Source organism: Actinomadura sp. WAC 06369, assembly GCF_003947565.1.
GTDB lineage: Bacteria > Actinomycetota > Actinomycetes > Streptosporangiales > Streptosporangiaceae > Spirillospora > Spirillospora rifamycini.
Genome location: NZ_QHJN01000022.1, coordinates 22186 through 44207 on the forward strand (window position 1 = coordinate 22186; position 22022 = coordinate 44207).

Below are 22022 nucleotides of genomic sequence, written 5' to 3' on the forward strand. Positions count from 1 at the left end.
AAAAAAGCCACCGCTCGGCCGGCGGCCGGGCGGTGGGGGGTCGGTGAGGGCGACGCGGGACGGCGGCCGGCGGCGCCGGGACGGGCCGCCCCCGGTAGTGGTCGGCTCAGTTCACCGGCGACGCCGGGGATCCGGCGCCCGGCCGGGGCGGCCGGCGGCCCTCGGCGCAGCCGCGGGGTCCGGCTCACGTCCGGGCCGCGCCGCGGGCGCGCCGCGGCCCGGACGTGAGCCTCCCAGAAGCCCGCGGACCAGCGCCCGCGTGACGTGCCACATGAACCGCATCGCGCCCCCCGATCATGATCGCAATGAGAACGATCACGGCGCGGCCGTTCATTCCGTCAGACGTCGGCGAGCAGGACCGCCGGGTTCTCGACGAGGTCGGCGACGTGGCGCAGGAACCCGCCGGCGGCGCCGCCGTCGCAGACCCGGTGGTCGAAGGTCAGGGACAGCTGCGCCACCCGGCGCGGCACCACCGCGTCGCCGACCACCCAGGGGCGCCGGGCGACGCGGCCGACGCCCAGCAGCCCGGCCTCCGGATGGTTGATGATCGGGGTGGAGCCGTCGACGCCGAACACCCCGTAGTTGTTGAGGGTGAACGTGCCGCCGGTGAGGTCGCCGGGCGGCAGCCGCCCGTCCCGCGCGAGGCCGGTGAGCCGGGTCAGCTCGGCGGCGAGCCCCGCCGTCGTCAGCAGGTGCGCGTCCCGGACGACGGGCACGACGAGCCCCCGGTCGGTCTGCGCGGCGAACCCGAGGTGGACGTGCCCGTGCCGGACGATCTCGCCGCGCTCCCCGTCGACCGACGCGTTCAGCTCGGGGAAGCGCCGCAGTCCGTCCACGCAGATGCGGGCCAGCAGCGCCAGCAGCCCGATGCCGAGGTCGGGCCGCGCCTCCCGCAGCGCGTCCCGCGCCGCGAGCAGCCCGGTGGCGTCGGCGTCCACCCAGGTGGTGGCGTCCGGGATCTCCCGGCGGCTGCGGGCCGTCCGGTCGGCGACCGTCCGGCGCAGCCCGCGCAGCGGGATCCGCTCCGCCGCGAACCCGCCCGCGGCGACGGGCGGCGCCGACGCGGACGGTGCGGGCGGCGCGGGCGCGGACGGTGCGGTCGCGGACGGTGCGGGCGCGGCCGCCCGGGCGGCGACGGCCCGGTCGACGTCGCGGCGCAGGATCACCCCGCGCGGCCCGGTCGGGCGGACGTCCGCGAGGTCGACGCCGTGCTCGCGGGCGATCCGGCGGACGAGCGGGGAGATCACGCGGGGCGCGTGCCGCTCGGGCGGCGCGGCGGGCGCGTCCCGGGCGTCGCGCCGGGGGCCCCGGCGGCGCCCGCCCTTCCGGGCCGTGCGGCCGGTGCCGTAGCCGATCAGGACGTTGCCGGAACCGGCGCGCTCCTCCTCCCGGTAGCGGGCCGCGTCCGGGGACTCGCCCGGGGACCCGCCGGCGTCGCCGGGCGCGTCCGCGCCGACCTCGATGAGGGGTTCGCCGACCGCGAGCACGGCGCCCGCCTCGGCGTGCAGGCGGAGCACGGTCCCGGCGTAGGGCACCGGCACCTCCACGACCGCCTTGGCCGTCTCCACCTCCACCACGACCTGGTCGATCGCGACCGTGTCGCCGGCCGCGACCTTCCAGTCGACGATCTCGGCCTCGGTCAGCCCCTCGCCGAGGTCGGGCAGCCGGAACACCCGGCCCGTCGCGGTCGCCGTCACGACGCCTCCCGCGCGAGGTGGAGGAGGTCCGGCTCGTCGCCGAACTGCAGCCGGTCGACCGCGTCGAGGATCCGGTCGACGTCGGGCAGGTGCGCGTGCTCCAGGTGCGGCGGCGGATAGGGGATGTCGAAGCCGGTGACGCGCAGCACGGGCGCGGCCAGCGAGTGGAAGCAGCGCTCCTGCACGCGCGCCGCGATCTCCGCGCCGACCCCCGCGAACCCCTGCGCCTCCTGGACGACCACGCAGCGGCCCGTCCGGCGGACGGACGCCACGACGGTGTCGTCGTCGAACGGGACGATCGTCCGCAGGTCGACCACCTCGAGGTCGATGCCGTCGCGGGCCGCGGCCTCGGCGGCCTGCAGCGCCACCGGGACGGTCGGCCCGTAGGCGACGAGCGTCGCGTCGGCCCCCGCGCGCCGCACCGCCGCCCGTCCGAACCCGGCGGGGCGCCGGGCGGCGGCGGACGTCTCGTCCTTGGCCCAGTACAGCCGCTTGGGCTCCATGAAGACGACCGGGTCGGGGTCGGCGATCGCGTCGCGCAGCAGCCAGTAGGCGTCGTCGGGGGTCGCGGGGGTGACGACCTTCAGGCCGGGGGTGTGCGCGTAGTACGCCTCGCTGGAGTCGCAGTGGTGCTCGACGCCGCCGATGCCCCCCGCGTAGGGGATGCGGATCACGATCGGCAGCGACAGCAGGCCGCGGGTGCGGTTGCGGGTCTTGGCCACGTGCGAGGCGATCTGCTCGAACGCCGGGTAGGCGAACGCGTCGAACTGCATCTCCACGACCGGGCGGAACCCGCCCATCGCCATCCCGACGGCCAGGCCGACGATGCCGGCCTCGGCGAGCGGGGTGTCGAAGCACCGGTCGTCGCCGAACTCGGCGGTCAGCCCGTCGGTGATGCGGAAGACGCCGCCCAGCGGGCCGACGTCCTCGCCGAAGACGAGCACCCGCTCGTCCTCGCGCAGCGCGTCCCGCAGGGCCGTGTTCAGCGCCTGCGCCATCGTCAACGCGGTCATGTCACTGCTCCTCGGCGGCGAGTTCGGACGCCAGCAGGTCGCGCTGCTCGCGCAGCTGCGGGGTGGGCTCGGCGAAGACGTGGTCGAACAGCTCCAGCGGGTTCGCCCGGGGGTCGGCGTTCATCCGGTCGCGCAGGCGCGCGGCGAACTCCTCGGCGGCCTCGTCCGCGGCGGCGACGTCTCCGGGGGCGAGGAGGCCGCGGCCGCGCAGGTGGGCCTCCAGCCGGGCGAGCGGATCGGCGGCCGCCCACCGCTCGACCTCCTCGGCCGTCCGGTACCGGGTGGCGTCGTCGGCGTTGGTGTGGGCGTCCATCCGGTAGGTGTGGGCCTCCACGAGGAACGGGCCGCCGCCCGCCCGCGCGTCGGCCACGGCCGCGTCCAGGACGGCGAGGACGGCGACGAGGTCGTTGCCGTCCACCTGCTCGGACCGGACGCCGTAGCCGACGCCCTTGTACGCGAGCGCGGGCGCCGCCGTCTGCTTCGCCAGCGGCACCGAGATGGCGTACTTGTTGTTCTGCACGAAGAACACGACGGGGGCGTTCATGACGGCCGCGTAGTTGAGGGCCTCGTGGAAGTCGCCCTCGCTGGTGCCGCCGTCGCCGACGAACGCCATCACGACGCCGCCCCCGCCCTTGCGGCGCAGCGCGTCGGCCAGCCCGACCGCGTGGACGGTCTGCGTCGCCAGCGGCGTGCACTGCGGGGCGACCCGGACGGCGGCCGGGTCGTAGCCGCAGTGCCAGTCGCCGCGCAGCAGCGTGAGCACCTCGACGGGGTCCAGGCCGCGGGCGACCAGCGCCATCGAGTCGCGGTAGGTGGGGAAGAGCCAGTCGTCGCCGCGCAGCGCGAGGACGCCGCCGATCTGGCACGCCTCCTGGCCGCGGCTGGACGGGTAGACGGCGAGCCGCCCCTGCTTGGTGAGCGCGGTCGCCTGGACGTCGAAGCGGCGGCCCAGGACCATGCGGCGGTACGCCTCCAGCAGCCGCCCGCCCTCCGGCGCGGTGTAGCCCGCGGGCGGCTCGGCGGCCGTGCCGTCCTCGGCGACGAAGCGGACCGGGACGGGTGAGGGAAGCAGCCGGTCGGCCCCCGGTGGATGTGCGGCCACGGTCATGGGGTCGCTCCCTTTCACTGGACGCTTTTAAGGAGAGCGTCCGCCGTGTCGACCATCTGTTCAATACTTCGGGCACAATGAGCGACAAGTAAGTACTTGCGGGACGTATGGAGGGCCGAATGTCCAGCGACGAGGGTGGTGCGGGCGGTGCGCCGGGACGAATGGCCGGCGGCCCGCTGGACGCGGTGGACCGCGTGATCATCGCGGAGCTGCTGCGCGACGGGCGGATGTCGGTGCGGGCCCTGGCGGAGCGCGTCCACATCTCCCGCGCGAACGCGTACGCGCGGCTGACCCGGCTGACCGACGACGGGGTCATCACCGGGTTCACGGTGGAACTCGCCCCGCACAAGGCGGGCCTGGGCACCAGCGCCTACGTGTCGGTCACCATCGAGCAGAACTCCTGGCGGGAGCTGTCGGCCCGGCTGCGGGAGGTCCCGTACGTCGAGCACTTCGCGATGGTCGGCGGCGACTACGACGTCCTCGTGCTGGTGCGGGCGCCGGACAACGCGGCGCTGCGGCACGTGGTGCTGGAGTGCATTCAGGACATCCCGGGCGTCCGCGCCACCCGCACCTGGCTGGTGTTCGACGAGGCCCGCGGCCGCGGCGCCGGCTGGGGCGCGGACGGCGGCTGACGGCCGTCCCGCGGGCGGTCGGAGGGCACGGCTCCGCCCCGGCGCCGGGGGACCGGCGCCGGGGCGGGCAGGGGTCACTCGGAGGACTGCGGCCAGGTCTTGGCGACGAGCGTGAGCACGTCGTAGGTCGCGACCGGCTCGCCGTCCCGGTTCGCCACGACGGCGTCCCAGCGGACCTCGCCGTAGTCGGCGCCGGTGCGCGGCGTGATCTGCTTGACGGTCAGCGTCACCGCGATCGAGTCGCCCGCCTTGACCGGGGTGAGGAAGCGCAGCCCGTCCACGCCGAAGTTCGCCAGGACCGGCCCGGGCGCCGGGTCGACGAACAGCCCGGCGGCGAGCGACACCACGAGGTACCCGTGGGCGACGATGCCGCCGAACAGCGGGTTGCGGGCGGCGGCCTCCGGATCGGTGTGCGCGTAGAACGTGTCGCCGGTGAACTCCGCGAAGTGGGCGATGTCGTCGAGCGACACCGTGCGCGGCGCGGAGGCGATGGTGTCGCCGATCCGCAGGTCGGCCAGCGATTTGCGGAACGGGTGGACGCCGGACCCGGTGCGCTCGGCGCCGGTCGTCCACGTGCCGGTGACCGCGGTGAGCAGGTCGGGCGACGCCTGCACGGCGGTGCGCTGCATGTGGCCGAGGACGCCCCGGATCCCGCCGAGCTCCTCGCCGCCGCCCGCGCGCCCCGGCCCGCCGTGGACGAGCGCGGGCAGCGGCGACCCGTGCCCGGTGGACTCCTTCGCGTCGTCGCGGTCCAGCACGAGGACCCGCCCGTGCCACGGCGCCAGGCCGCGGACGACCGTGCGCGCGACGTCGGGGTCGTGCGTGACGACGGACGCGGCGAGGCTGCCGCGGCCCCGCGCGGCCAGCTCGACCGCCGCGTCGACGCCGTCGTAGGTCAGCACGGTGCTCACCGGCCCGAACGGCTCCACGTCGTGCGGCTCCGCGGCGCCCGGACGCGCGCGCAGCAGCACCGGCGTCATGAACGCGCCGCGCTCGGGGTCGCCGTCGAGCAGCGGGCCCGCGCCCGCCGGGTCCCCGGCGACCACCTCGGCCGCCGCCCGCAGCGCCTCGACGGCCTTGCGGACCTCGGCGCGCTGCGCGAGGCTCGCCAGCGCGCCCATCCGGACGTCGGCGTTGCGCGGATCCCCGACGGTGATCTTCGCGAGCCGGGCGGCGAGCGCCTCGATGACGGGCTCGGCCATCGGCTCGGGCACCAGCACCCGGCGGATGGCGGTGCACTTCTGCCCCGCCTTGACGGTCATCTCGGTGACGACGCCCTTGACGAACAGGTCGAACTCCGGGTCGTCCGGGCGGACGTCCGGCCCGAGGATCGAGCAGTTGAGGGAGTCGGCCTCGACGCCGAGCCGGACGCCGCCGTCCAGCACGTTCGGGTGGCGGCGCAGGATGCCGGCGGTGTGCGCGGAGCCGGTGAAGGCGACCGAGTCCTGGACGGTGAGCCGGTCGAGCAGCCCGTCGGGGCTCCCCGCGAGGAGCTGCAGCGCGCCCTCCGGCAGGATGCCCGACCCGATGATCTGCCGGACGGCGAGCTCGGTGACGTACGCGGTCTGGCCCGCGGGCTTGACGATCGACGGCAGCCCGGCGAGGAACGCGGGGGCGAGCTTCTCGAGCATGCCCCAGACCGGGAAGTTGAACGCGTTGATCTGCACGGCGACGCCCGGACGGGACGCGTACACGTGCCGCCCCACGAACGTCCCGCCCCGGCCGAGGCGCTCCAGGCCGCCGTCCAGGACGATCGTGTCGTTCGGCAGCTCGCGCACGCCCTTGCTCGCGTAGCCGAACAGCGTGCCGATGCCGCCGTCGACGTCGACGGCGGTGTCCCGGGAGGTCGCGCCGGTCCGCACCGACAGCGCGTACAGCTCCTCCTTGCGCTCGGTCAGGTGCTTGGCGAGCGCCTTCAGCAGGCCGGCCCGCTCGTGGAACGTCAGCGCGCGCAGCGCCGGCCCGCCGGTCCCGCGGGCGTACCGGACCATCTCCGCGACGTCCGGGCCGCGCCGCGCCAGCCGCGCGACCTCCTCGCCGGTCGCGGCGTCGAGCAGCGGTTCACCCTCGCCGTCCGCGCGGAACCAGCGTCCGGCGGCGTAGCTCTCCAGCAGTCGACTCACGCCTGTCTCCTCTCCGAGGCGGGCCCGCACCCCTCTTGCGCCGAGCGGCGGTCTCGTGTCACGTTATTACTGATCGAACGGTAAGTAAATACGCCGGGAGGACCAGTGACGACACGGGCGGAGCCGGACGCGGCGCTCCGGGCGGCGTTCGACGCGACGATCGGGCGGGGCGACCGCATCGAGCCCCGCGACTGGATGCCGGACGCCTACCGCAGGACGCTCGTCCGGCAGATCGCCCAGCACGCGCACTCGGAGATCATCGGCATGCAGCCGGAGGGCGCCTGGATCGGGCGGGCGCCGTCCCTGCGCCGCAAGGCGATCCTGCTGGCCAAGGTGCAGGACGAGGCCGGGCACGGGCTGTACCTGTACTCGGCCTGCGAGACCCTCGGCGTGTCCCGCGCCGAGCTCACGGACCTGCTGCTGGCGGGGAAGCAGAAGTACTCGTCGATCTTCAACTACCCGACCCCGTCCTACGCCGACGTCGGGACGATCGGGTGGCTCGTCGACGGCGCCGCGATCTGCAACCAGGTGCCGCTGTGCCGGACGTCCTACGGCCCCTACGGGCGCGCGATGATCCGCATCTGCAAGGAGGAGTCGTTCCACCAGCGGCAGGGCTACGAGCTGCTGATGACGATGATGCGCGGGACGGACGAGCAGCGCGCCATGGTGCAGGAGTCGGTGGACCGGTTCTGGTGGCCGTCGCTGATGATGTTCGGCCCGCCGGACGCGGAGTCGCCCAACAGCGCGCGGTCGATGGCGTGGGGGGTCAAACGCAACTCCAACGACGAGCTGCGGCAGAAGTTCGTGGACATGACCGTCCCGCAGGCCGAGGCGCTCGGCGTCACCCTGCCCGACCCGGAGCTGCGCTGGAACCCCGAGCGCGGCCACTACGACTTCGGCGAGCCCGACTGGGACGAGTTCGCGGCCGTCCTGCGCGGCGACGGGCCGTGCAACGCGCAGCGCATGGCCCACCGGCGCGCCGCCCACGAGGACGGCGCGTGGGTGCGGGAGGCGGCGACCGCGTTCGCGGAGCGGTCCGCCGAGGACGCGAGAGAGGGGGCGCGATGAGCGCCGACCGGCGGGAATGGCCGCTCTACGAGGTGTTCGTGCGCGGCAAGCGCGGCCTCAACCACGTCCACGTCGGCTCGCTGCACGCCCCGGACGACGTGCTGGCCCTGCGCCACGCGCGCGACGTCTACACGCGGCGCAACGAGGGCGTCAGCATCTGGGTCGTGCGCGCCGACGCCGTCACGGCGTCCAGCCCGGACGAGAAGGACCCGCTGTTCGCCCCGAACGGCGACAAGGTCTACCGGCATCCCACGTTCTACGACATCCCCGGCGACGTGCCGCACATGTGAGGGCGGACCGACCATGAACGACGACCAGACGACCGGCGGGCCGGGCGGCCTCTTCGCCGGCCTCGTCGAGGCCGACGACGACGCGTCGCAGTGGGCCTTCGGCACCGGCTTCGAGGACCCGCTCGCCGGCGTCGACACGACCGTCCCCGACGGCGCCGACCCGGCGGCCCTCGCCGCGTACTGCCTCATGCTCGGCGACGACGCGCTCATCATGTCGCAGCGGCTGGCGGAGTGGTGCAGCCGCGCCCCCGACCTGGAAGAGGACATCGCGCTCGCGAACATGGCCCTCGACCTGCTCGGCCAGGCGCGCCTGCTGCTGTCGCGTGCCGCCGCCGCCGACCCGTCCGTCGTCCCGGCGCTCCCGGCGGGCTCGCCCGTCCCGGCGGAGGACGCGCTCGCGTTCTTCCGCGACGCCGGGGACTTCCGCAACGTGCGGCTCGCCGAGGTCCCGAACGGCGACTTCGCGCACGTCGTCGTCCGCCTCCTGCTGTTCGCCACGGCCCGCCTCGCGCTGCTCGAGCGGCTCCGCGCGAGCCGGGACGGCGTCCTCGCCGCCGTCGCGGCGAAGGGCGCCAAGGAGGTCGCCTACCACCGCGACTGGGCGGGCCGCTGGTTCCTCACCCTCGCGCGGGGCACCGCCGAGTCGCGCCGCAGGCTGGTCGCCGCGCTCGGCGGGCTGTGGCCGCTCCTGCCCGAACTGTTCGCGCCCCACCCCGTCGAGACGTCTCTCGCGGCGTCCGGAGCCGGCGTCGACCCCGCGTCGGTGCGCGCGGCGGCGGACGCCGTCCTCGCGCAGGTCCTCGCGGTGAGCGGCGTCGAGCGTCCGGACGACGCCCCCGCGCCCGGCGGGACGCCCGGCCGCGACGGCGACCACACCGCCGCGCTCGGCCCGCTGCTCGCCGAGATGCAGGAGGTCGCGCGCGCCCACCCGACGGGGGTCTGGTGAACGCCCGCGACCGCGCCGCCGCGGCCGCCGCCGGGGTGCGGGACCCGGAGATGCCGATGCTCACCCTCGCCGACCTCGGCGTCCTGCGCGGCGTCGAGGTGGTCCCGGACGGGCGGGGCGGGGAGACCGTCGTCGCCTCGATCACCCCCACCTACACCGGCTGCCCCGCCATGGCGACGATGCGCGACGACCTCGTCCACCGGCTGAACGACGCCGGCTTCCCCCGCGTCGAGGTGCGCGTCGTCCTCGACCCGCCCTGGTCCAGCGACTGGATCTCCGAGCGCGGCCGGGCCGCGCTGCGGGAGGCCGGGCTGTCGCCGCCCGGCCCCGCCCGCCGCGCGTCCGGTCCCGTGGCGCTCACGCTCGGGCCGCCCCGGCGCGCGCCCGCCTGCCCGCGCTGCGGCTCGGCTGCCACCCGGCCGACCTCGGAGTTCGGCTCGACCGCCTGCAAGGCCCTCTACCGCTGCACCGACTGCCTCGAGCCCTTCGAGCACGTCAAGGAGATCTGAGATGCCCGCCACCGCGCCCGCGCCCGCCCGGGCCGCCGTCTTCCACCCGCTGGCCGTCGCGGCGGTGGACCGCCTGTGCGAGGACGCCGTGGCGATCACCTTCGACGTGCCGGCGGAGCTGCGCGACGTCTACGACTTCCGGGCCGGGCAGTCGCTCACCCTGCGCCGCGTCGTGGACGGCCGGGAGCACCGCCGGACGTACTCGATCTGCGCGCCCGCCGGCGCGGCCCCGCGCATCGGGGTCCGCGAGATCCCCGACGGGCTGTTCTCGTCCTGGCTCGTGCACGACGTGGCGCCCGGCACGCGCATCGAGGTGGGGCCGCCGACCGGGTCCTGGCGGGCCGACCCCGCGACGGGGGAGCGGCACCTGTGCGTCGCCGCCGGGTCCGGCATCACCCCGCTGCTGTCGGTCGCCTCGACCGTCCTGGCCCACCCGTCCGCGCAGGTGTCGCTGGTCTACGGCAACCGGACGAGCCGCACCGTGATGTTCGCCGAGGAGCTCGGCGACCTGAAGAACCGGTACGGGCCCCGGCTCCAGCTCGTCCACGTGCTGTCCCGCGAACCCCGCGACGCCGAGCTGTTCTCCGGACGGCTCGACCGCGACCGGCTGCACCGCCTGCTCACCGACGTCGCCCCCGCCGAGGTGTTCGACCACGTGTGGCTCTGCGGGCCGCACCCGATGGTCGAGGACGCCCGCGCCGTCCTCGCCGGCCTCGGCGTCCCGCCCGACCGCGTGCACGTCGAGCTGTTCTACGTGGACGCGCCCCCGCCCGAGCCCCGCCGGGCCGCCGGGGCGCCGTCCGGGGCGACGACCGAGCTGACCACGGTCCTCGACGGGCTGCGCACCACCTCGACCGTCTCCCGCGAGACGACGATCCTCGAGGGCGCCCAGGCGACCCGCGCCGACCTGCCGTTCGCCTGCAAGGGCGGCGTCTGCGGGACGTGCCGCGCCGTCGTCCGCGAGGGCGAGGCCGACATGCGCCGCAACCACGCGCTCGAGCCGGCCGAGGTCGACGCGGGCTTCGTCCTCACCTGCCAGACGTTCCCGGTGGGCGGGCGCGTGACCGTCGACTACGACGCCTGACCGCGGGCCCGGACGCCCGACCGTGGACCCGGACGCCCGACCGCCGCCTACGGCGTCCGGCCGCCGCGCGGCCGGAGGCCGTCGAAGGCGATCGTGGTGATCGCGTCCGCGACCGTCGCCGGGTCGTACGCGCCGTCCGCGCGGTACCACTCGACCAGCGAGTTCACCATGCCGAACAGCAGCCGGCTCACCAGCGGCGGCGGCAGGTCGGCGCGCAGGGCGCCCTCGGCGGCGGCGTCCGCGACGAGCGCGGCGAGCCGCTCGTCCAGCCGGCGCCGCCGGTCGAGCGCCGCCAGCTCGACGCCGCTGTTGCCCCGCACCCGCAGCAGCAGCGTGACGGACGGCTGGTGCGCGACCAGCACCTCGACGCTGTGCCGGACGACCTCGCGCAGCCGCTCGTACGCCGTCCGCCCGGCCCGCTCCTCCGCCGCCGCGGTGACCACGGCCGTCAGCTCGTCGAGGGCGTCGTCCAGGGCCTGCCCGAGGAGCTGCTCCTTGCCGGTGACGTGGTGGTAGATCGCCGGTTTGGTGAGCCCCAGCTCCCTGGCCAGGTCGCCCATGCTCGTGGCGTCGTACCCCTTGCGGTTGAACAGCTCCACCGCGGTGCGCAGGATCGCCGCCTGGTCGTACCCGGGACGCCCGCGCCGGCGGCGCGGCGCCGTTCCGTCGGGCCCGGTCGTCGTCATCCGTGCAGCATATGACCTGTCCCGTACGCCCCATCATTCGATACCGATACGAGATTCTCCCGGAATCTGAGAATCGTACGCTTTCGCCTCCGGAAAAAGGGAGGCCGAGTGGAAGTCGTGCGCACCGAAATCGATGGGGTGCCCGTGTTCTGGACCGGGGGAGGGACCGGCGGCGACGAATACCGGGCCGCCCTGGTGTTCCGGGTGGGACGGGCCGACGAGACCCTCGCGCGCGGCGGTCTGACCCATCTCGTCGAGCATCTGGCGCTGCACGCCGTCGGCGAGACGGAATACCACTACAACGGCGCCGTGGACACGAACACCACCATGTTCGTCACCCACGGTGAGGCCGGGAAAGTGGCGGCGTTTCTGACGTCGCTCTGCGATTCGCTGCGCGAACTGCCCGTGGACCGGCTCGACGCGGAGAAGAAGATTCTGCGCACGGAGGCCGAAAGCCGCGACACCGGGCTCGCCGGGCAGATGCTGCTGTGGCGCTACGGCGCCGCCACCTACGGCCTGCCCGCGTACGACGAGCACGGCCTGGCCGCCCACACGGCCGAGGACGTCCAGGCGTGGGCGGCGCACTGGTTCACCAGGCAGAACGCCGCGCTCGCCATCGTCGGGGGGCCGCCGCCCGACGGGCTGGCGCTGCGCCTCCCCGACGGGGAGCGGCGGCCCCTTCCCGCACCGTCCAGCGCCCTCCCGTACACGCCCGCCTACTTCACGGCGAACGTCAAGGGCGTCGCGCTGAACGGCGTCGTGCCGCGCACGATCGCGGGCACCCTCTACGCCGGCGTCCTGAGGCGCCGCCTCCACCGCGTGCTGCGCCGCGACGGCGCGCTCAGCTACACCACCGACGTCGACTACGCGCCCCGCGACGGCGACACCGCGCACATCACCGCGTTCGCGGACGGGCTCGCCGAGGTGCGCCCGGAACTGGCGGAGCGGTTCCTCGCCGAGTTCGACCGCATGGCCGCCGAGCCCGTCGGCGCGGACGAGCTCGCCGAGGTCGCGGACGCGGCCCGCACCCGCGCCGCGTCCGACGACGGCCGCGCCGCGCGGGCCGTCGCGCACAGCGTGGACGAACTGCTCGGGCACCGGTCCCAGACCGTCGAGCAGTACCTCGCCGACCTGGACGCGGTCAAGCCGCAGGACCTCCAGGACGTCGGCCGCGCCGTCCTGGACGGCGCCCTGCTGATGCTGCCGCACGAGCAGGAGCCGGGCGACGCCCGGTTCCGGCCCGCCCCGACCGCCTCGACGATCGCGGTCGACGGCCGCGTCCACACCCGTCCCGACGAGCCGCGGCTGAGCCTCGTCGTCGGCCGGGAGGGCGTGACGTCCCTGACGGGCCCCGAACTGCGCACCGTCCGCCACGACGCGTGCGCCGCGGTGCTGGCCTGGCCGGACGGCCTGCGGGTGCTCATCGGCCTGGACGGCCTCACCGTCGCCGTCGAGCCGAACCTGTGGGCGGACGGCGCGCGCATCGTCGCCGAGATCGACCGGCACGCGCCCGCCGGCGCGGTCGTGCGGATGCCCGCGCGTCCCGCCGAGCACGTGCCCGAGCGTCCGGAGGCCGCCCCCGCGCCCGAGGAGGACCCGCTCGCGGCGGAATCGCCGCTGACCCGGGCCGTGGCGGCCGTCCGCGGCCTGCGGGGCCGGATCGGGTCGAAGCCGGGCCCCGCCTGGGACGACGCCGCGCTGGCGGCGGCGCTGCCCGCCGTCCGGGGCGGGGACCTGCGCCCCGGCCTGGACCTGCTGGCCCGCAGCCGCGACGACGCCGAGGCGCGCTCGCTGTACGTGGAGAACCTCACCGACGCGGCGCTCGGCCGCGGCGCGGACCTCGCGCGGCTCGCCGCCGACGCCCCCGGCGACCCGGACGTGCAGCTGTGGCTCGGCGCCGTCCGCGTCGGCGAGGCGTGGAAGGCGCGCACCGGGTACCGGGCCGAGTACATCACGCGGGAGCGGTTCGCCCGGTTCTGGCGGCTGCTCGCCCTCGCCGGGGGACCGCTGCAGAAGGCGGCCGAGCTGCTGCCGGCCGACCCGGTGCCCTGGGACCACCTCCAGCGGTACGGCAACGGCCTGCAGCTCGAGCGGCACGAGCTCGACCGGATGTGGGACGAGCTCAAGGCGCGGCACCCGTCCCTGTACGCCGGGCATGTCACTCGCGTGCAGATCCTGTGCGCGAAGTGGAAGGGCTCGGACGCCGAGGTGCTCGGGTTCGCGGAGCGGACCGTCGCCGACGCCGAGCCCGGGGACCCGGTCACCGCCGTGCTGACGACCGCGCACATGGAGGTCGCGCCGGACGAGAGCTGGGAGATGCTCGACGCCTACATGGCCCGGCCGGAGGTGCACGCCGCCGTGGTCGGCGCGGCCGACCGCTGGCTCGCCGCGCACCGGCCGCACCCCCGCGATCTGGAGGCCCACCACTTCTTCGGTGCCGCGTTCTTCCGCGCGGGCGACCGCGAGCGGGCCCGCCGCCACCTGTCCCGGGTCGGCCGCACCGCACCGCCCCTGCGCGCCTGGGGGTACGCGCCCGATCCGGACCGGCTGCTGGCGCGGGCCCGCCGCGAGGTGGGCGCCTGACGCACGAGCCCGAGGACGCCCGACAAGCGCCCGTCCGCACGCCGATCAGCGCGTGCGGGCGGGCGCTTCGCGCTGGTCGGAGCGACGTTCGTCGGTAAAAACCCGGTTACTTCCCTCTTTCCGGCTTGACCGTAATGAGCAAACAGCAGATACAGTGCGCCTCAGAAATAGCAACGCTGTTGCGATAAACGCAACAGAGAGGTGGTCGCGTTGGGCGAGCCGGGACGCGGTACGGCCAAGACCCTCGATCGGGGGCTGCTGGTGCTGCTGGCCTTCCAGCATCGGACGGAGTGGGGGGTCAGCGAGCTGGCCAGGGAACTGGGGCTCGACAAGGCGGTCGCGCACCGGCTGCTGACCACGCTCGCGCACCGCGGGTTCGTGCTCGCCGACCCCGACACCCGGCGGTACCGGCTCGGCGTCGCGGTCGGCGTGCTCGCCCGGGCGGCGGAGCGGGGCGGCGCGCTGGAGGCCGCGGCCCGGCCGCTGCTCACCGCGCTGGCCCGCGAGCTGGGCGAGAGCGCCGTCCTCAACGTTCCGCACGGCGCCGGGTACCGGACGGCGCTGGCGGTCGACGCCGCCGGGCCCATGCGGTACTCGGCGATCGTGGGGGAGACGCTCCCGGCCCACGGCGGGGCCGCCGGGCACGCCATCTTCGCGTTCTACCCGGACGACGACGTCCGGCGGCTGCTGGGCGCGGGACCGCTGGAGCGGTTCAGCGACACCACGGTCACCGACCCGGACGGGCTCCGCGCGCTGTACGCGCGGGTCCGCCGGGACCGGGTCTCGATCTCGCACGGCGAGTACGACCTCAACGTCACCTCGGTCGCGGCGCCGGTGTTCGCCGCCGGGGAGGTCGTCGGCTCGCTGGTCGTGATCGGCCCGCACCACAACGTCACGGAGAAGATCGACACCACCATCGCGAGGGTGCGCGGGGCGGCCGAGTCGCTGACCCGCCTGCTCGACGGCGGCGGGGCCGAAGAGTAGCGAGGAAGAGTCCTGTGACCATGCGATCGCTGAAGGGGGCGGCCCTGCACGGGCCGGAGGCGCACCCCCGCGCGCACGAGCCGGTCGTCCTGATCCTCACCATCGTGCTGTCGGTGCTCGGCGCGCTGATCGGCCTGCACCTGGTGACCACGCTCGGCATCTCGGCCAACACCTCGGTCATCGGGGCGCTGATCGCGATGCTCGTGGGGCGGATCCCGGCGCGGAAGCTGCGGGAGATGCGGTCGGTGCACCGGCAGAACCTGGTGCAGAGCGCCATCTCCGGCGCCACGTTCGCCGCCGCGAACTCGCTGCTGGTGCCGATCGGCGTCCCGTTCGTCCTCGGCCGCCCCGACCTGGTGTGGCCGATGCTGCTGGGCGCCGGGATCGGCCTGTTCGTCGACTCCCTGGTGCTGTACCGGGTGTTCGACTCGAAGCTGTTCCCGGCCCGCTCCACCTGGCCGCCCGGCGTCGCGGCGGCGGAGACGATCGTCGCCGGGGACGAGGGCGGCCGCAAAGCCGTCGTGCTGGGCATCGGCGGGCTCGTGGGCTTCCTCGGCTCGTTCGTCAAGGTCGCCGGCAACGCGCTGCCGTTCTCGGCGGCGGGCGTCGCGCTGATCGGCAACATCTGGGCGCTCGGCATGTTCGGCGTCGGGCTGGGCGTGAACCAGTACGGCCAGGAATGGTTCGACATCGACCTCAACGAGATGTACATCCCGCACGGCTTCATGGTCGGCGCCGGGCTCGTCGCCCTCCTGCAGGCCGTGATCCTGCTCGTCCGCAGGCAGCAGGACGGCAACGAGGACGAGGACGGGGACGGCCGGACGGCCGTCGGCGCGCGGACCGGCGAGGCCATGCAGACCACGGTGGACGAGAACGGGCTGCGGCGGGCGCTCACCCAGGGGTACGTCCTGTTCGTGCTCGGTGCGCTGGCGGTCGCGCTGACCGGCGGGATCCTCGGCGAGCTGTCGGTGGTCGAGCTGGTCGGCTGGTGCCTGCTGGCGGGGTTCGCCGCGCTGGTGCACCAGCTGATCGTCGGCCTGGCCGCGATGCACTCGGGCTGGTTCCCGGCGTTCGCGGTCACGCTGATCTTCATGGTGCTGGGCCTGGTCATCGGGATCCCGACCGTGCCGCTGGCGCTGTTCGTCGCCTACATCGCCGCGACCGGCCCCGCGTTCGCCGACATGGGCTACGACCTGAAGGCGGGCTGGATCCTGCGGCAGGGCGGCACCCCGTACCGGCTCGTGGAGCGGGCCGGGCGCAAGCAGCAGTACATCGCGCAGCTCGTCGGCTTCGGCGTCGCGCTCGCGGTGGTCGCGGTGACCTGGAGGTCCTACTTCGAGGGCGGTGAGATCCCGCCGGTGTCGAAGGTGTACGCCGACACCGTCGCGGGCGGCCTCACCGACACCTCCACGCTCACCAACATCCTGATCTGGGCGGTCCCCGGGGCGCTCATCCAGTTCATCGGCGGACCGGAGCGGCAGATGGGCGTGCTGCTGGCCACCGGACTGCTGATCCTCACCCCGTACGCCTGCTGGTTCGTGCTCGGCGCACTGGCCTTCAGGATCATCTGGGCCCGGGTGCGCGGACCCGAGGCCGCGAGCGGCGAGCTGAACCTGATCGGTTCGGGTCTGATCGCCGGAAGCTCGCTCACCGATGTCAGCCGCGTAGTGAAGGGATAAGGCGCACAGTGGAAGTGACCAGCCGGATCGAGTCCCGGCCCGAGTACCTGTCGTACGAGGCCGCGCTCGGCGCCCGCAAGCTCGTCGAGGAGATCATGCTCGTCAAGCCGGGCGAGGACGTGGTGATCACCGCCGACAGCTCCACCGACGCGCGGGTCGTGGACGTCACCGCGCAGGCCGTCGCGGCGGCCGGGGCGACGCCGACCGTCGTGTGGTACCCGACGCGGCCGTCCTCGGCGATGGAGCCGCCCGGCCCCGTCGCGGGCGCGGTCGCCCGGTCGCAGGTGTGGATCGAGTACGCGCTGGCGTACATCATGCACTCGGACGCCTTCCGCGCGGCGATGGCGCAGGGGACCCGCTACGCGAACCTGACCGGCATGGACGTCCAGATGCTCGTCGACACCGTGGCCCGGGTGGACTTCCAGGGCACGATCGACCTCGGCAAGGCGCTGGTGGGCCTGCTGGAGAAGGCCGACGAGGTGCGGATCACCACCCCGGCGGGCACCGACCTGCGGGCCCGCAACGGCGGCCGGCCGATCAACCTGCGCGGCAAGCCCGCCGAGAAGCCGGGCGAGACCGTCATGCTGGCCGGGCAGATCTCCTGGAACCCTCTCGAGGAGACCCAGGAGGGCGTGCTGGTGTTCGACGGCGCCGTGTGGCCGCCGAACGACCTGGGGCTGATCCGCTCGCCCATCCGGATGGAGGTCGAGGAGGGCACGGTGACCTCGATCGAGGGCGAGGGCACCGACGCGACGGTCTTCCGCCGCTGGATGGAGGACCAGGCGGCGTCCGCGGACGACCCGGAGGTCGGCCGCAACATGTACCGGATCGCGCACTGGTCGCTCGGGTTCAACCCCGGCGTGACCAAGCCGACCGGCCGGATCGTGGAGGACGAGCGCATCTTCGGCTGCGTCGAGCTCGGCCTCGGCACGAAGGGCGCCTGGATCGGCGGCGACCCGTTCCTCGCCCCCGCGCACACCGACGGCAGCCTGCTCAACCCGTCCATCTACCTGGACGGCGAGGCGATCGAGATCGAGGGCCGCTACGTGCACCCCGACCTCGTCGAGATCTGCCGCCGCCTCGGGATCCCGGGGTACTGATGATCACCGGAACGTTCCGGCAGCGGGGGCTGGTCTGCACCGACCACGTCGTCGAGGTCCCGCTCGACCACGACCGCCCGGACGGCCCGCGCATCGAGGTGTACGCGCGCGAGGTGGTCGCGGCCGCCAAGGCCGGCGCCGACCTGCCCCGGCTGCTGTTCCTGCAGGGCGGCCCCGGCGGCAAGGCGGTGCGGCCCGCGTCCAAGAGCGGCTTCGTCGGGCGGGCGCTGGACGACCACCGCGTCGTGCTGCTCGACCAGCGCGGCACCGGCCGCTCCGCGCCCGTGAACCGGCGCACCCTCGCCCGCGTCGGCGGCCCGGCCGAGCAGGCCGCGTACCTCGCGCACTTCCGCGCCGACGCGATCGTCCGGGACGCCGAGGTCCTGCGCCGGGAGCTCAACGGCGGGCGCCCGTGGACGACGCTCGGGCAGAGCTACGGCGGATTCATCACGCTGGCGTACCTGTCGCTGGCGCCCGAGGGGCTGCGGCGGTCGTTCGTCACGGGCGGGCTGCCGGCGATCACCGGCACGGCCGACGACGTCTACCGGCTCACGTTCGACCGGACGCTGGAGAAGAACGAGGAGTACTTCGCCCGCCACCCCGGCGACCGGGAGCTGTGCGCCCGCATCGCCGAGCATCTGCGGACGCGCGACGTGCGGATGCCCACGGGGGAGCGGCTGTCGCCGCGCCGCTTCCAGGGCCTGGGCCTCGGGCTCGGCACCCGGGCGGGCTTCGACTCGCTGCACTTCCTCCTGGAGGAGGCGTTCGTGGAGGGCCCGGAGGGTCCCGAGCTGTCGGACACTTTCCTCGCGGGCGTGCACGACGCGACGAGCCTGGCCGCCCGTCCGCTCTACGCGCTGTTCCAGGAGCTGATCTACGCGCAGGGGCGGGCGGCCAACTGGGCCGCCGAGCGCGTCTACCGGCAGCGTCCGGAGTTCGACCTGGACGGCGGCGCGCCGTTCGCCTTCACAGGTGAGACGTACTACCCGTTCCACTTCGCCGAGGACCCGGCGCTCGTACCGCTGCGCGAGACCGCGGAGCTGCTGGCGGCGAAGGACGACTGGCCGCACCTGTACGACGCGGGCCGGCTCGCCCGCAACGAGGTGCCCGTCTACGCGGCGATCTACCACGACGACATGTTCGTCCCGCGCGAGTTCTCCCTGGAGACGGCGCGCGCGGTGCGCGGGCTGCGGCCGTGGATCACCAACGAGTACGAGCACGACGGGCTGAAGGAGGGCACCGCCGTCCTCGACCGCCTGCTCGGCATGGCCGAGGAGGACGGCGTCTAGGATCGGGCGATCGTGTCGGGGGAGGCGGCCGCACGGCCGCCTCCCTTCGCCGTCTGCGGGGGCGGCGAAGGCCGGGGCGAACGGGCCGTTGCTCTTTATGGCACCGAGTGCCATCATGCTCGTACCGCTTATCGGCCCGGCCTTCCGCCGGTGCGCGACCTGTCCCTTCGGCCGTACGCCGCGCGTCGCCGGGCCGCCCGACCTGGAGGTTTCGCATGGGACGTTTGACGGGCAAGGTCGCCTTCATCACCGGTGCCGCGCGCGGGCAGGGACGGGCGGAGGCCGTCCGGCTCGCCGCCGAGGGCGCCGACGTCATCGCGATCGACCTCGTGGAGTCGGCCAGCCCGTACGTCCGCTACGAGCCCGCCACGCAGGCGGAACTGGACGAGACGGTGAAGCTCGTCGAGGAGCTGGGCCGCCGGATCGTCGCGCGCAAGGCCGACGTCCGCGACCTGCCCGCGCTGGAGGCGGCCGTCCGGGACGGCGTCGCCGAGCTGGGCCGCCTCGACATCGTGGTCGCCAACGCGGGCATCGTGAACTACGGCCGCACCTGGGAGATCACCGAGGAGCAGTGGCAGGACCTCATCGACGTCAACCTCACCGGCGTGTGGAAGACGGTCAAGGCGACGGTGCCGGTGCTCATCGAGCAGGGGCAGGGCGGCTCGGTCATCATCACCAGCTCGGTGGCGGGCTCGAAGGGGCTGCCGTTCCTCGCCCACTACGCCAGCTCCAAGCACGGCGTCGTCGGCCTCGCGAAGGTGCTGGCCAACGAGCTGGGCGAGCACGACATCCGCGTCAACACGGTCCACCCGCACGGCGTCGCCACCGGCATGAACGACGGCTCGATGAAGGACTACCTCGAGCAGTCGCCCATGCTCGGCCCCATCTACATGCCGGCGCTGCCCTACCAGGTGGTCCAGCCCGAGGACATCGCGAACATGGTCGCGTTCCTGGCGTCCGACGAGGGCAGGTACGTCACCGGCTCCCAGCTCCGCGTCGACATGGGCAACATCAACCGCTGACCCGGCGCGCCCGCCGCACCGCGGCCCGCGCCGCGGCTCTCGCCCACCCGCCGGCCCGGGCGGCCGAGAGCCCCTCCGGGAACCGGACGTCCGGGCGCAGCGGCGCCGCCGACCGCGCGCGCGCCGACGCGGCCGTCACCCCCGAGCCGTACGCGGCGTCCTCGGCGAGCCGCAGCACCGCGTACCGGACCGGATCGACGTCCGGGCGCTCCCGCAGCCACTCCAGCGCGATCGGCGCGAGCATGGCCGCCGCCGCCGCGCGGGCGGTGCGGCTTCGCGGGGCCGCCGCCAGGACGAGCAGCCCGGCGGGCCACCACTCGCGGCGCAGCGCGTGCCCCAGCGCGGCGGCGTCCGCGAGGACGCCCTTGCCGACGATCGCGGCGGCCAGGCTCCAGTCGGCGGGCAGCCGCGCCAGCCGCCGCGCCAGCAGCGCCGCCGCGACCGCCGCGCAGGCCGCGGCGGTCCCCGGACGCCCCCGCGCGAGCAGGCCCAGCACCGCGAGGTTCCACGCCGACGGGCGCGCCGGCGCGAGCCGCCCCGGATGCCGCCGCGCCAGGTCCGCGGCGGACGTCCCGTACTCGTGCCGCCGCCGCGCCCAGTCCACCGGGTGCAGCCGCGACGTGTGCGCGACCCGCGCGCCCGGCTCGTACCGGACGTTCCACCCCAGGTCGCCGAGCCGCCAGACGAAGTCGACGTCCTCGCCGAGCCGCAGCTCCTCGTCGAACGCCCCGCCGGGCCCGAGGCCGCGCGCCGCCGCGACCCGCACCAGCAGCGTCGCCGTCGGCACGAACCCGAGCCGGCCGCCCGGGCGCACCAGCGCGGGCCGGACGCCCATGTCGAGCGCCGACCGGGCGGTCTCGTAGCGGGCGAGCAGCCGGGCGTCGCCGGGGTCCGGACGGACGCGCGGCGCGACGGCCGCCACGCGCGGATCGTCGAAGTGCGGGACGAGGACGTCCAGCCAGCCCGCCTCGGGGCGGCAGTCGGAGTCGACGAACGCGGCGAGCGGCGTCTCCACCAGCCGCAGGCCCGTGTTCCGGGCGGCGGCCGGGCCCCGGTTGACGGGGTGCCGCACCAGTCGGGCCCCGGCGGCCTCGGCGACCCGGCGCAGCGGCCCGGGATCGGGCGAGGCGTCGTCCACGACGATCACCGGGACGCCCTCGACCGCCGCCAGGCACCGCACCAGCTCGTCGGCCCGCCCGTACGCGGGGATCACCACGGTCACCCCGTGCGGCCCGGGGCGCGGCGCCGGGACGGGGCGGGCCAGCCCGTGGTCGAGCAGCAGCCGGGCCACCGCCCGGCCGACCGGGGAGGGATCGGCGAGCCCGCGCCCGCCCGCGCGGTGCAACGCCGCCAGGTGCGGTCGGGCGGCGTCGGCCGGGCGTACCACCTTCCACGGCGCGCCTCCGGTCGCCACGCGGCCGCCCGACCACAGCGACGTCCCCTCGTCCAGCACGATCGGGAAGCCGGCGGGCAGGGGGAAGCGCCGCGAGGCGCTCATGTCGCCGCCCCGGGGTCGAGGAGCCGGCCGCGCGCGTCGGCGCGCCCGGCGCCGATCCGCCGGACGACCGCCGCCACCATCGCGTCCACGATCTCCCGTCCCCGCTCGGCCGACGCGCCCGCCGGGTCGCCGAGGACGCCCGACGGCGCCACCGCCCGGACGCCCCGGGCGACCAGCTCGGGCAGCAGCTCGGCGATCGGCCGGGTGTCGCCCGCGACCGCGCGCGACGGCCGGACGAGCTCCGGCGCGAGATGCAGCATGACCGACGTCTCGGTGAGTCCGGCGTGCGCGTCGCCGCCGGGGACGCCGCAGCCGACCCAGCCCGCGTCGTGCCCCTCGGCGCGCATCCGGCCCGCGGCGGCGTCGAGCGCCGCGGCGTTGCCGCCGTGCCCGTTGACGAAGACGACCCGCCCCGCCCACAGCGCGAGGGACCGCACGGTCTCGACGAGGACGAGCTCGAGCGCGTCCCGTCCGATCGAGACCGTGCCGGGGAAGCCCGCGTGCTCGCCGCTGGACCCGTACGCGAGGGCGGGCGCGACGAGCACGGGGCCGCCGAGCGCGTCGGCCGCGCGCTCGGCGACGGCCCGGGCGACCACCGTGTCGGTGTTCAGCGGCAGGTGCGGGCCGTGCTGCTCGGTCGACCCGACCGGCACCAGCACCGGCGGCCGCTCCCGGACCTCCGGCCACGCGGCCCCGGCCAGGTCCCGCACG

19 protein-coding genes are annotated in these 22022 nt (G+C 75.2%); 12 read left to right on the forward strand and 7 right to left on the reverse strand.

Annotated features, from left to right (window positions below; all coding sequences use genetic code 11):
* Nucleotides 1-338: 338 nt before the first annotated feature.
* Genes DMH08_RS08660 through pdhA form a run of 3 tightly spaced genes read right to left on the reverse strand, consistent with a single transcriptional unit; the run spans nucleotide 339 to nucleotide 3818 of the window.
* Complete coding sequence (locus DMH08_RS08660; RefSeq protein ID WP_125612876.1) at nucleotides 339-1697, reverse strand: dihydrolipoamide acetyltransferase family protein; 1359 nt, start codon at nucleotides 1695-1697, stop codon at nucleotides 339-341.
* Entirely contained in the window at nucleotides 1694-2710 is a 1017-nt protein-coding gene (locus DMH08_RS08665) for an alpha-ketoacid dehydrogenase subunit beta (protein WP_026401593.1), read from the reverse strand. The genes DMH08_RS08660 and DMH08_RS08665 overlap by 4 nt, the downstream gene beginning before the upstream one ends.
* A gap of 1 nt (nucleotide 2711) precedes the next feature.
* Nucleotides 2712-3818 carry a pyruvate dehydrogenase (acetyl-transferring) E1 component subunit alpha gene (gene pdhA / locus DMH08_RS08670; protein ID WP_125612878.1) on the reverse strand — a complete coding sequence of 369 codons (1107 nt, stop codon included), beginning with the start codon at nucleotides 3816-3818 and terminating at the stop codon, nucleotides 2712-2714.
* Between the two features lie 119 nt (nucleotides 3819-3937).
* On the opposite strand from pdhA, the gene DMH08_RS08675 reads away from it, so the two are divergent.
* Nucleotides 3938-4450 carry an Lrp/AsnC family transcriptional regulator gene (locus DMH08_RS08675; protein ID WP_125612880.1) on the forward strand — a complete coding sequence of 171 codons (513 nt, stop codon included), beginning with the start codon at nucleotides 3938-3940 and terminating at the stop codon, nucleotides 4448-4450.
* Nucleotides 4451-4524: 74 nt separating this feature from the next.
* Here the strand turns inward: DMH08_RS08675 and paaZ are convergent, their stop codons facing one another.
* The gene (paaZ, locus tag DMH08_RS08680; protein WP_125612882.1) at nucleotides 4525-6573 is read right to left on the reverse strand and encodes a phenylacetic acid degradation bifunctional protein PaaZ; all 2049 of its coding nucleotides are present in this window, start codon (nucleotides 6571-6573) and stop codon (nucleotides 4525-4527) included.
* Between the two features lie 105 nt (nucleotides 6574-6678).
* On the opposite strand from paaZ, the gene paaA reads away from it, so the two are divergent.
* Genes paaA through paaE form a run of 5 tightly spaced genes read left to right on the forward strand, consistent with a single transcriptional unit; the run spans nucleotide 6679 to nucleotide 10470 of the window.
* Nucleotides 6679-7641: a 1,2-phenylacetyl-CoA epoxidase subunit PaaA gene (paaA, locus tag DMH08_RS08685; protein WP_026401597.1), complete on the forward strand. Its 963-nt coding sequence runs from the start codon at nucleotides 6679-6681 to the stop codon at nucleotides 7639-7641.
* A complete protein-coding gene (gene paaB, locus DMH08_RS08690; RefSeq protein WP_026401598.1) occupies nucleotides 7638-7931 on the forward strand; it encodes a 1,2-phenylacetyl-CoA epoxidase subunit PaaB in 294 nt (97 codons plus the stop codon). The genes paaA and paaB overlap by 4 nt, the downstream gene beginning before the upstream one ends.
* Nucleotides 7932-7944: 13 nt before the next feature.
* Entirely contained in the window at nucleotides 7945-8877 is a 933-nt protein-coding gene (gene paaC / locus DMH08_RS08695; protein ID WP_125612884.1) for a 1,2-phenylacetyl-CoA epoxidase subunit PaaC, read from the forward strand.
* Nucleotides 8874-9386 (forward strand): 1,2-phenylacetyl-CoA epoxidase subunit PaaD, encoded by a 513-nt coding sequence (gene paaD, locus DMH08_RS08700; protein WP_267898530.1) that lies wholly within the window; start codon nucleotides 8874-8876, stop codon nucleotides 9384-9386. The genes paaC and paaD overlap by 4 nt, the downstream gene beginning before the upstream one ends.
* 1 nt (nucleotide 9387) lies before the next feature.
* Nucleotides 9388-10470 (forward strand): 1,2-phenylacetyl-CoA epoxidase subunit PaaE, encoded by a 1083-nt coding sequence (paaE, locus tag DMH08_RS08705; RefSeq protein WP_026401600.1) that lies wholly within the window; start codon nucleotides 9388-9390, stop codon nucleotides 10468-10470.
* 47 nt (nucleotides 10471-10517) lie between these two features.
* Here paaE and DMH08_RS08710 read toward each other — a convergent pair whose 3' ends face one another.
* Nucleotides 10518-11156 (reverse strand): TetR/AcrR family transcriptional regulator, encoded by a 639-nt coding sequence (locus DMH08_RS08710; protein ID WP_026401601.1) that lies wholly within the window; start codon nucleotides 11154-11156, stop codon nucleotides 10518-10520.
* Between the two features lie 108 nt (nucleotides 11157-11264).
* Here DMH08_RS08710 and DMH08_RS08715 point away from each other — a divergent pair, with 108 nt between their 5' ends.
* The 6 genes from DMH08_RS08715 (at nucleotide 11265) to DMH08_RS08740 (ending at nucleotide 19813) form a co-directional block, all read left to right on the forward strand.
* Entirely contained in the window at nucleotides 11265-13739 is a 2475-nt protein-coding gene (locus tag DMH08_RS08715) for a hypothetical protein (RefSeq protein WP_125612886.1), read from the forward strand.
* 210 nt (nucleotides 13740-13949) lie between these two features.
* Nucleotides 13950-14723, forward strand: a complete 774-nt coding sequence (locus tag DMH08_RS08720) for an IclR family transcriptional regulator (protein WP_125612888.1) — start codon at nucleotides 13950-13952, stop codon at nucleotides 14721-14723.
* Between the two features lie 20 nt (nucleotides 14724-14743).
* The gene (locus tag DMH08_RS08725) at nucleotides 14744-16402 is read left to right on the forward strand and encodes an OPT/YSL family transporter (RefSeq protein WP_125612929.1); all 1659 of its coding nucleotides are present in this window, start codon (nucleotides 14744-14746) and stop codon (nucleotides 16400-16402) included.
* A gap of 8 nt (nucleotides 16403-16410) precedes the next feature.
* On the forward strand, nucleotides 16411-17502 hold the full coding sequence (locus DMH08_RS08730) for a hypothetical protein (RefSeq protein ID WP_026401603.1): 1092 nt from the start codon (nucleotides 16411-16413) through the stop codon (nucleotides 17500-17502).
* Nucleotides 17502-18791: an alpha/beta fold hydrolase gene (locus DMH08_RS08735; protein WP_125612889.1), complete on the forward strand. Its 1290-nt coding sequence runs from the start codon at nucleotides 17502-17504 to the stop codon at nucleotides 18789-18791. Before DMH08_RS08730 ends, DMH08_RS08735 begins: the two co-directional genes overlap by 1 nt.
* Nucleotides 18792-19006: 215 nt before the next feature.
* Nucleotides 19007-19813 carry a mycofactocin-coupled SDR family oxidoreductase gene (locus DMH08_RS08740; protein WP_125612891.1) on the forward strand — a complete coding sequence of 269 codons (807 nt, stop codon included), beginning with the start codon at nucleotides 19007-19009 and terminating at the stop codon, nucleotides 19811-19813.
* Here the strand turns inward: DMH08_RS08740 and mftF are convergent.
* On the reverse strand, nucleotides 19803-21311 hold the full coding sequence (gene mftF, locus DMH08_RS08745; RefSeq protein ID WP_125612893.1) for a mycofactocin biosynthesis glycosyltransferase MftF: 1509 nt from the start codon (nucleotides 21309-21311) through the stop codon (nucleotides 19803-19805). The genes DMH08_RS08740 and mftF overlap by 11 nt on opposite strands.
* Nucleotides 21308-22021 carry a mycofactocin biosynthesis peptidyl-dipeptidase MftE gene (gene mftE, locus DMH08_RS08750; protein ID WP_125612895.1) on the reverse strand — a complete coding sequence of 238 codons (714 nt, stop codon included), beginning with the start codon at nucleotides 22019-22021 and terminating at the stop codon, nucleotides 21308-21310. The genes mftF and mftE overlap by 4 nt, the downstream gene beginning before the upstream one ends.
* Nucleotide 22022: the final 1 nt, after the last annotated feature.

Coding starts and splice junctions, on each gene's coding strand:
- paaB (WP_026401598.1), top strand. CDS start 7,638: ATGAGCGCCGACCGGCGGGAATGGCCGCTCTACGAGGTGTTCGTGCGC.
- DMH08_RS08710 (WP_026401601.1), bottom strand. CDS start 11,156: ATGACGACGACCGGGCCCGACGGAACGGCGCCGCGCCGCCGGCGCGGG.
- paaE (WP_026401600.1), top strand. CDS start 9,388: ATGCCCGCCACCGCGCCCGCGCCCGCCCGGGCCGCCGTCTTCCACCCG.
- DMH08_RS08740 (WP_125612891.1), top strand. CDS start 19,007: ATGGGACGTTTGACGGGCAAGGTCGCCTTCATCACCGGTGCCGCGCGC.
- pdhA (WP_125612878.1), bottom strand. CDS start 3,818: ATGACCGTGGCCGCACATCCACCGGGGGCCGACCGGCTGCTTCCCTCA.
- DMH08_RS08735 (WP_125612889.1), top strand. CDS start 17,502: ATGATCACCGGAACGTTCCGGCAGCGGGGGCTGGTCTGCACCGACCAC.
- paaC (WP_125612884.1), top strand. CDS start 7,945: ATGAACGACGACCAGACGACCGGCGGGCCGGGCGGCCTCTTCGCCGGC.
- mftF (WP_125612893.1), bottom strand. CDS start 21,311: ATGAGCGCCTCGCGGCGCTTCCCCCTGCCCGCCGGCTTCCCGATCGTG.
- DMH08_RS08665 (WP_026401593.1), bottom strand. CDS start 2,710: ATGACCGCGTTGACGATGGCGCAGGCGCTGAACACGGCCCTGCGGGAC.
- DMH08_RS08725 (WP_125612929.1), top strand. CDS start 14,744: ATGCGATCGCTGAAGGGGGCGGCCCTGCACGGGCCGGAGGCGCACCCC.
- DMH08_RS08675 (WP_125612880.1), top strand. CDS start 3,938: ATGTCCAGCGACGAGGGTGGTGCGGGCGGTGCGCCGGGACGAATGGCC.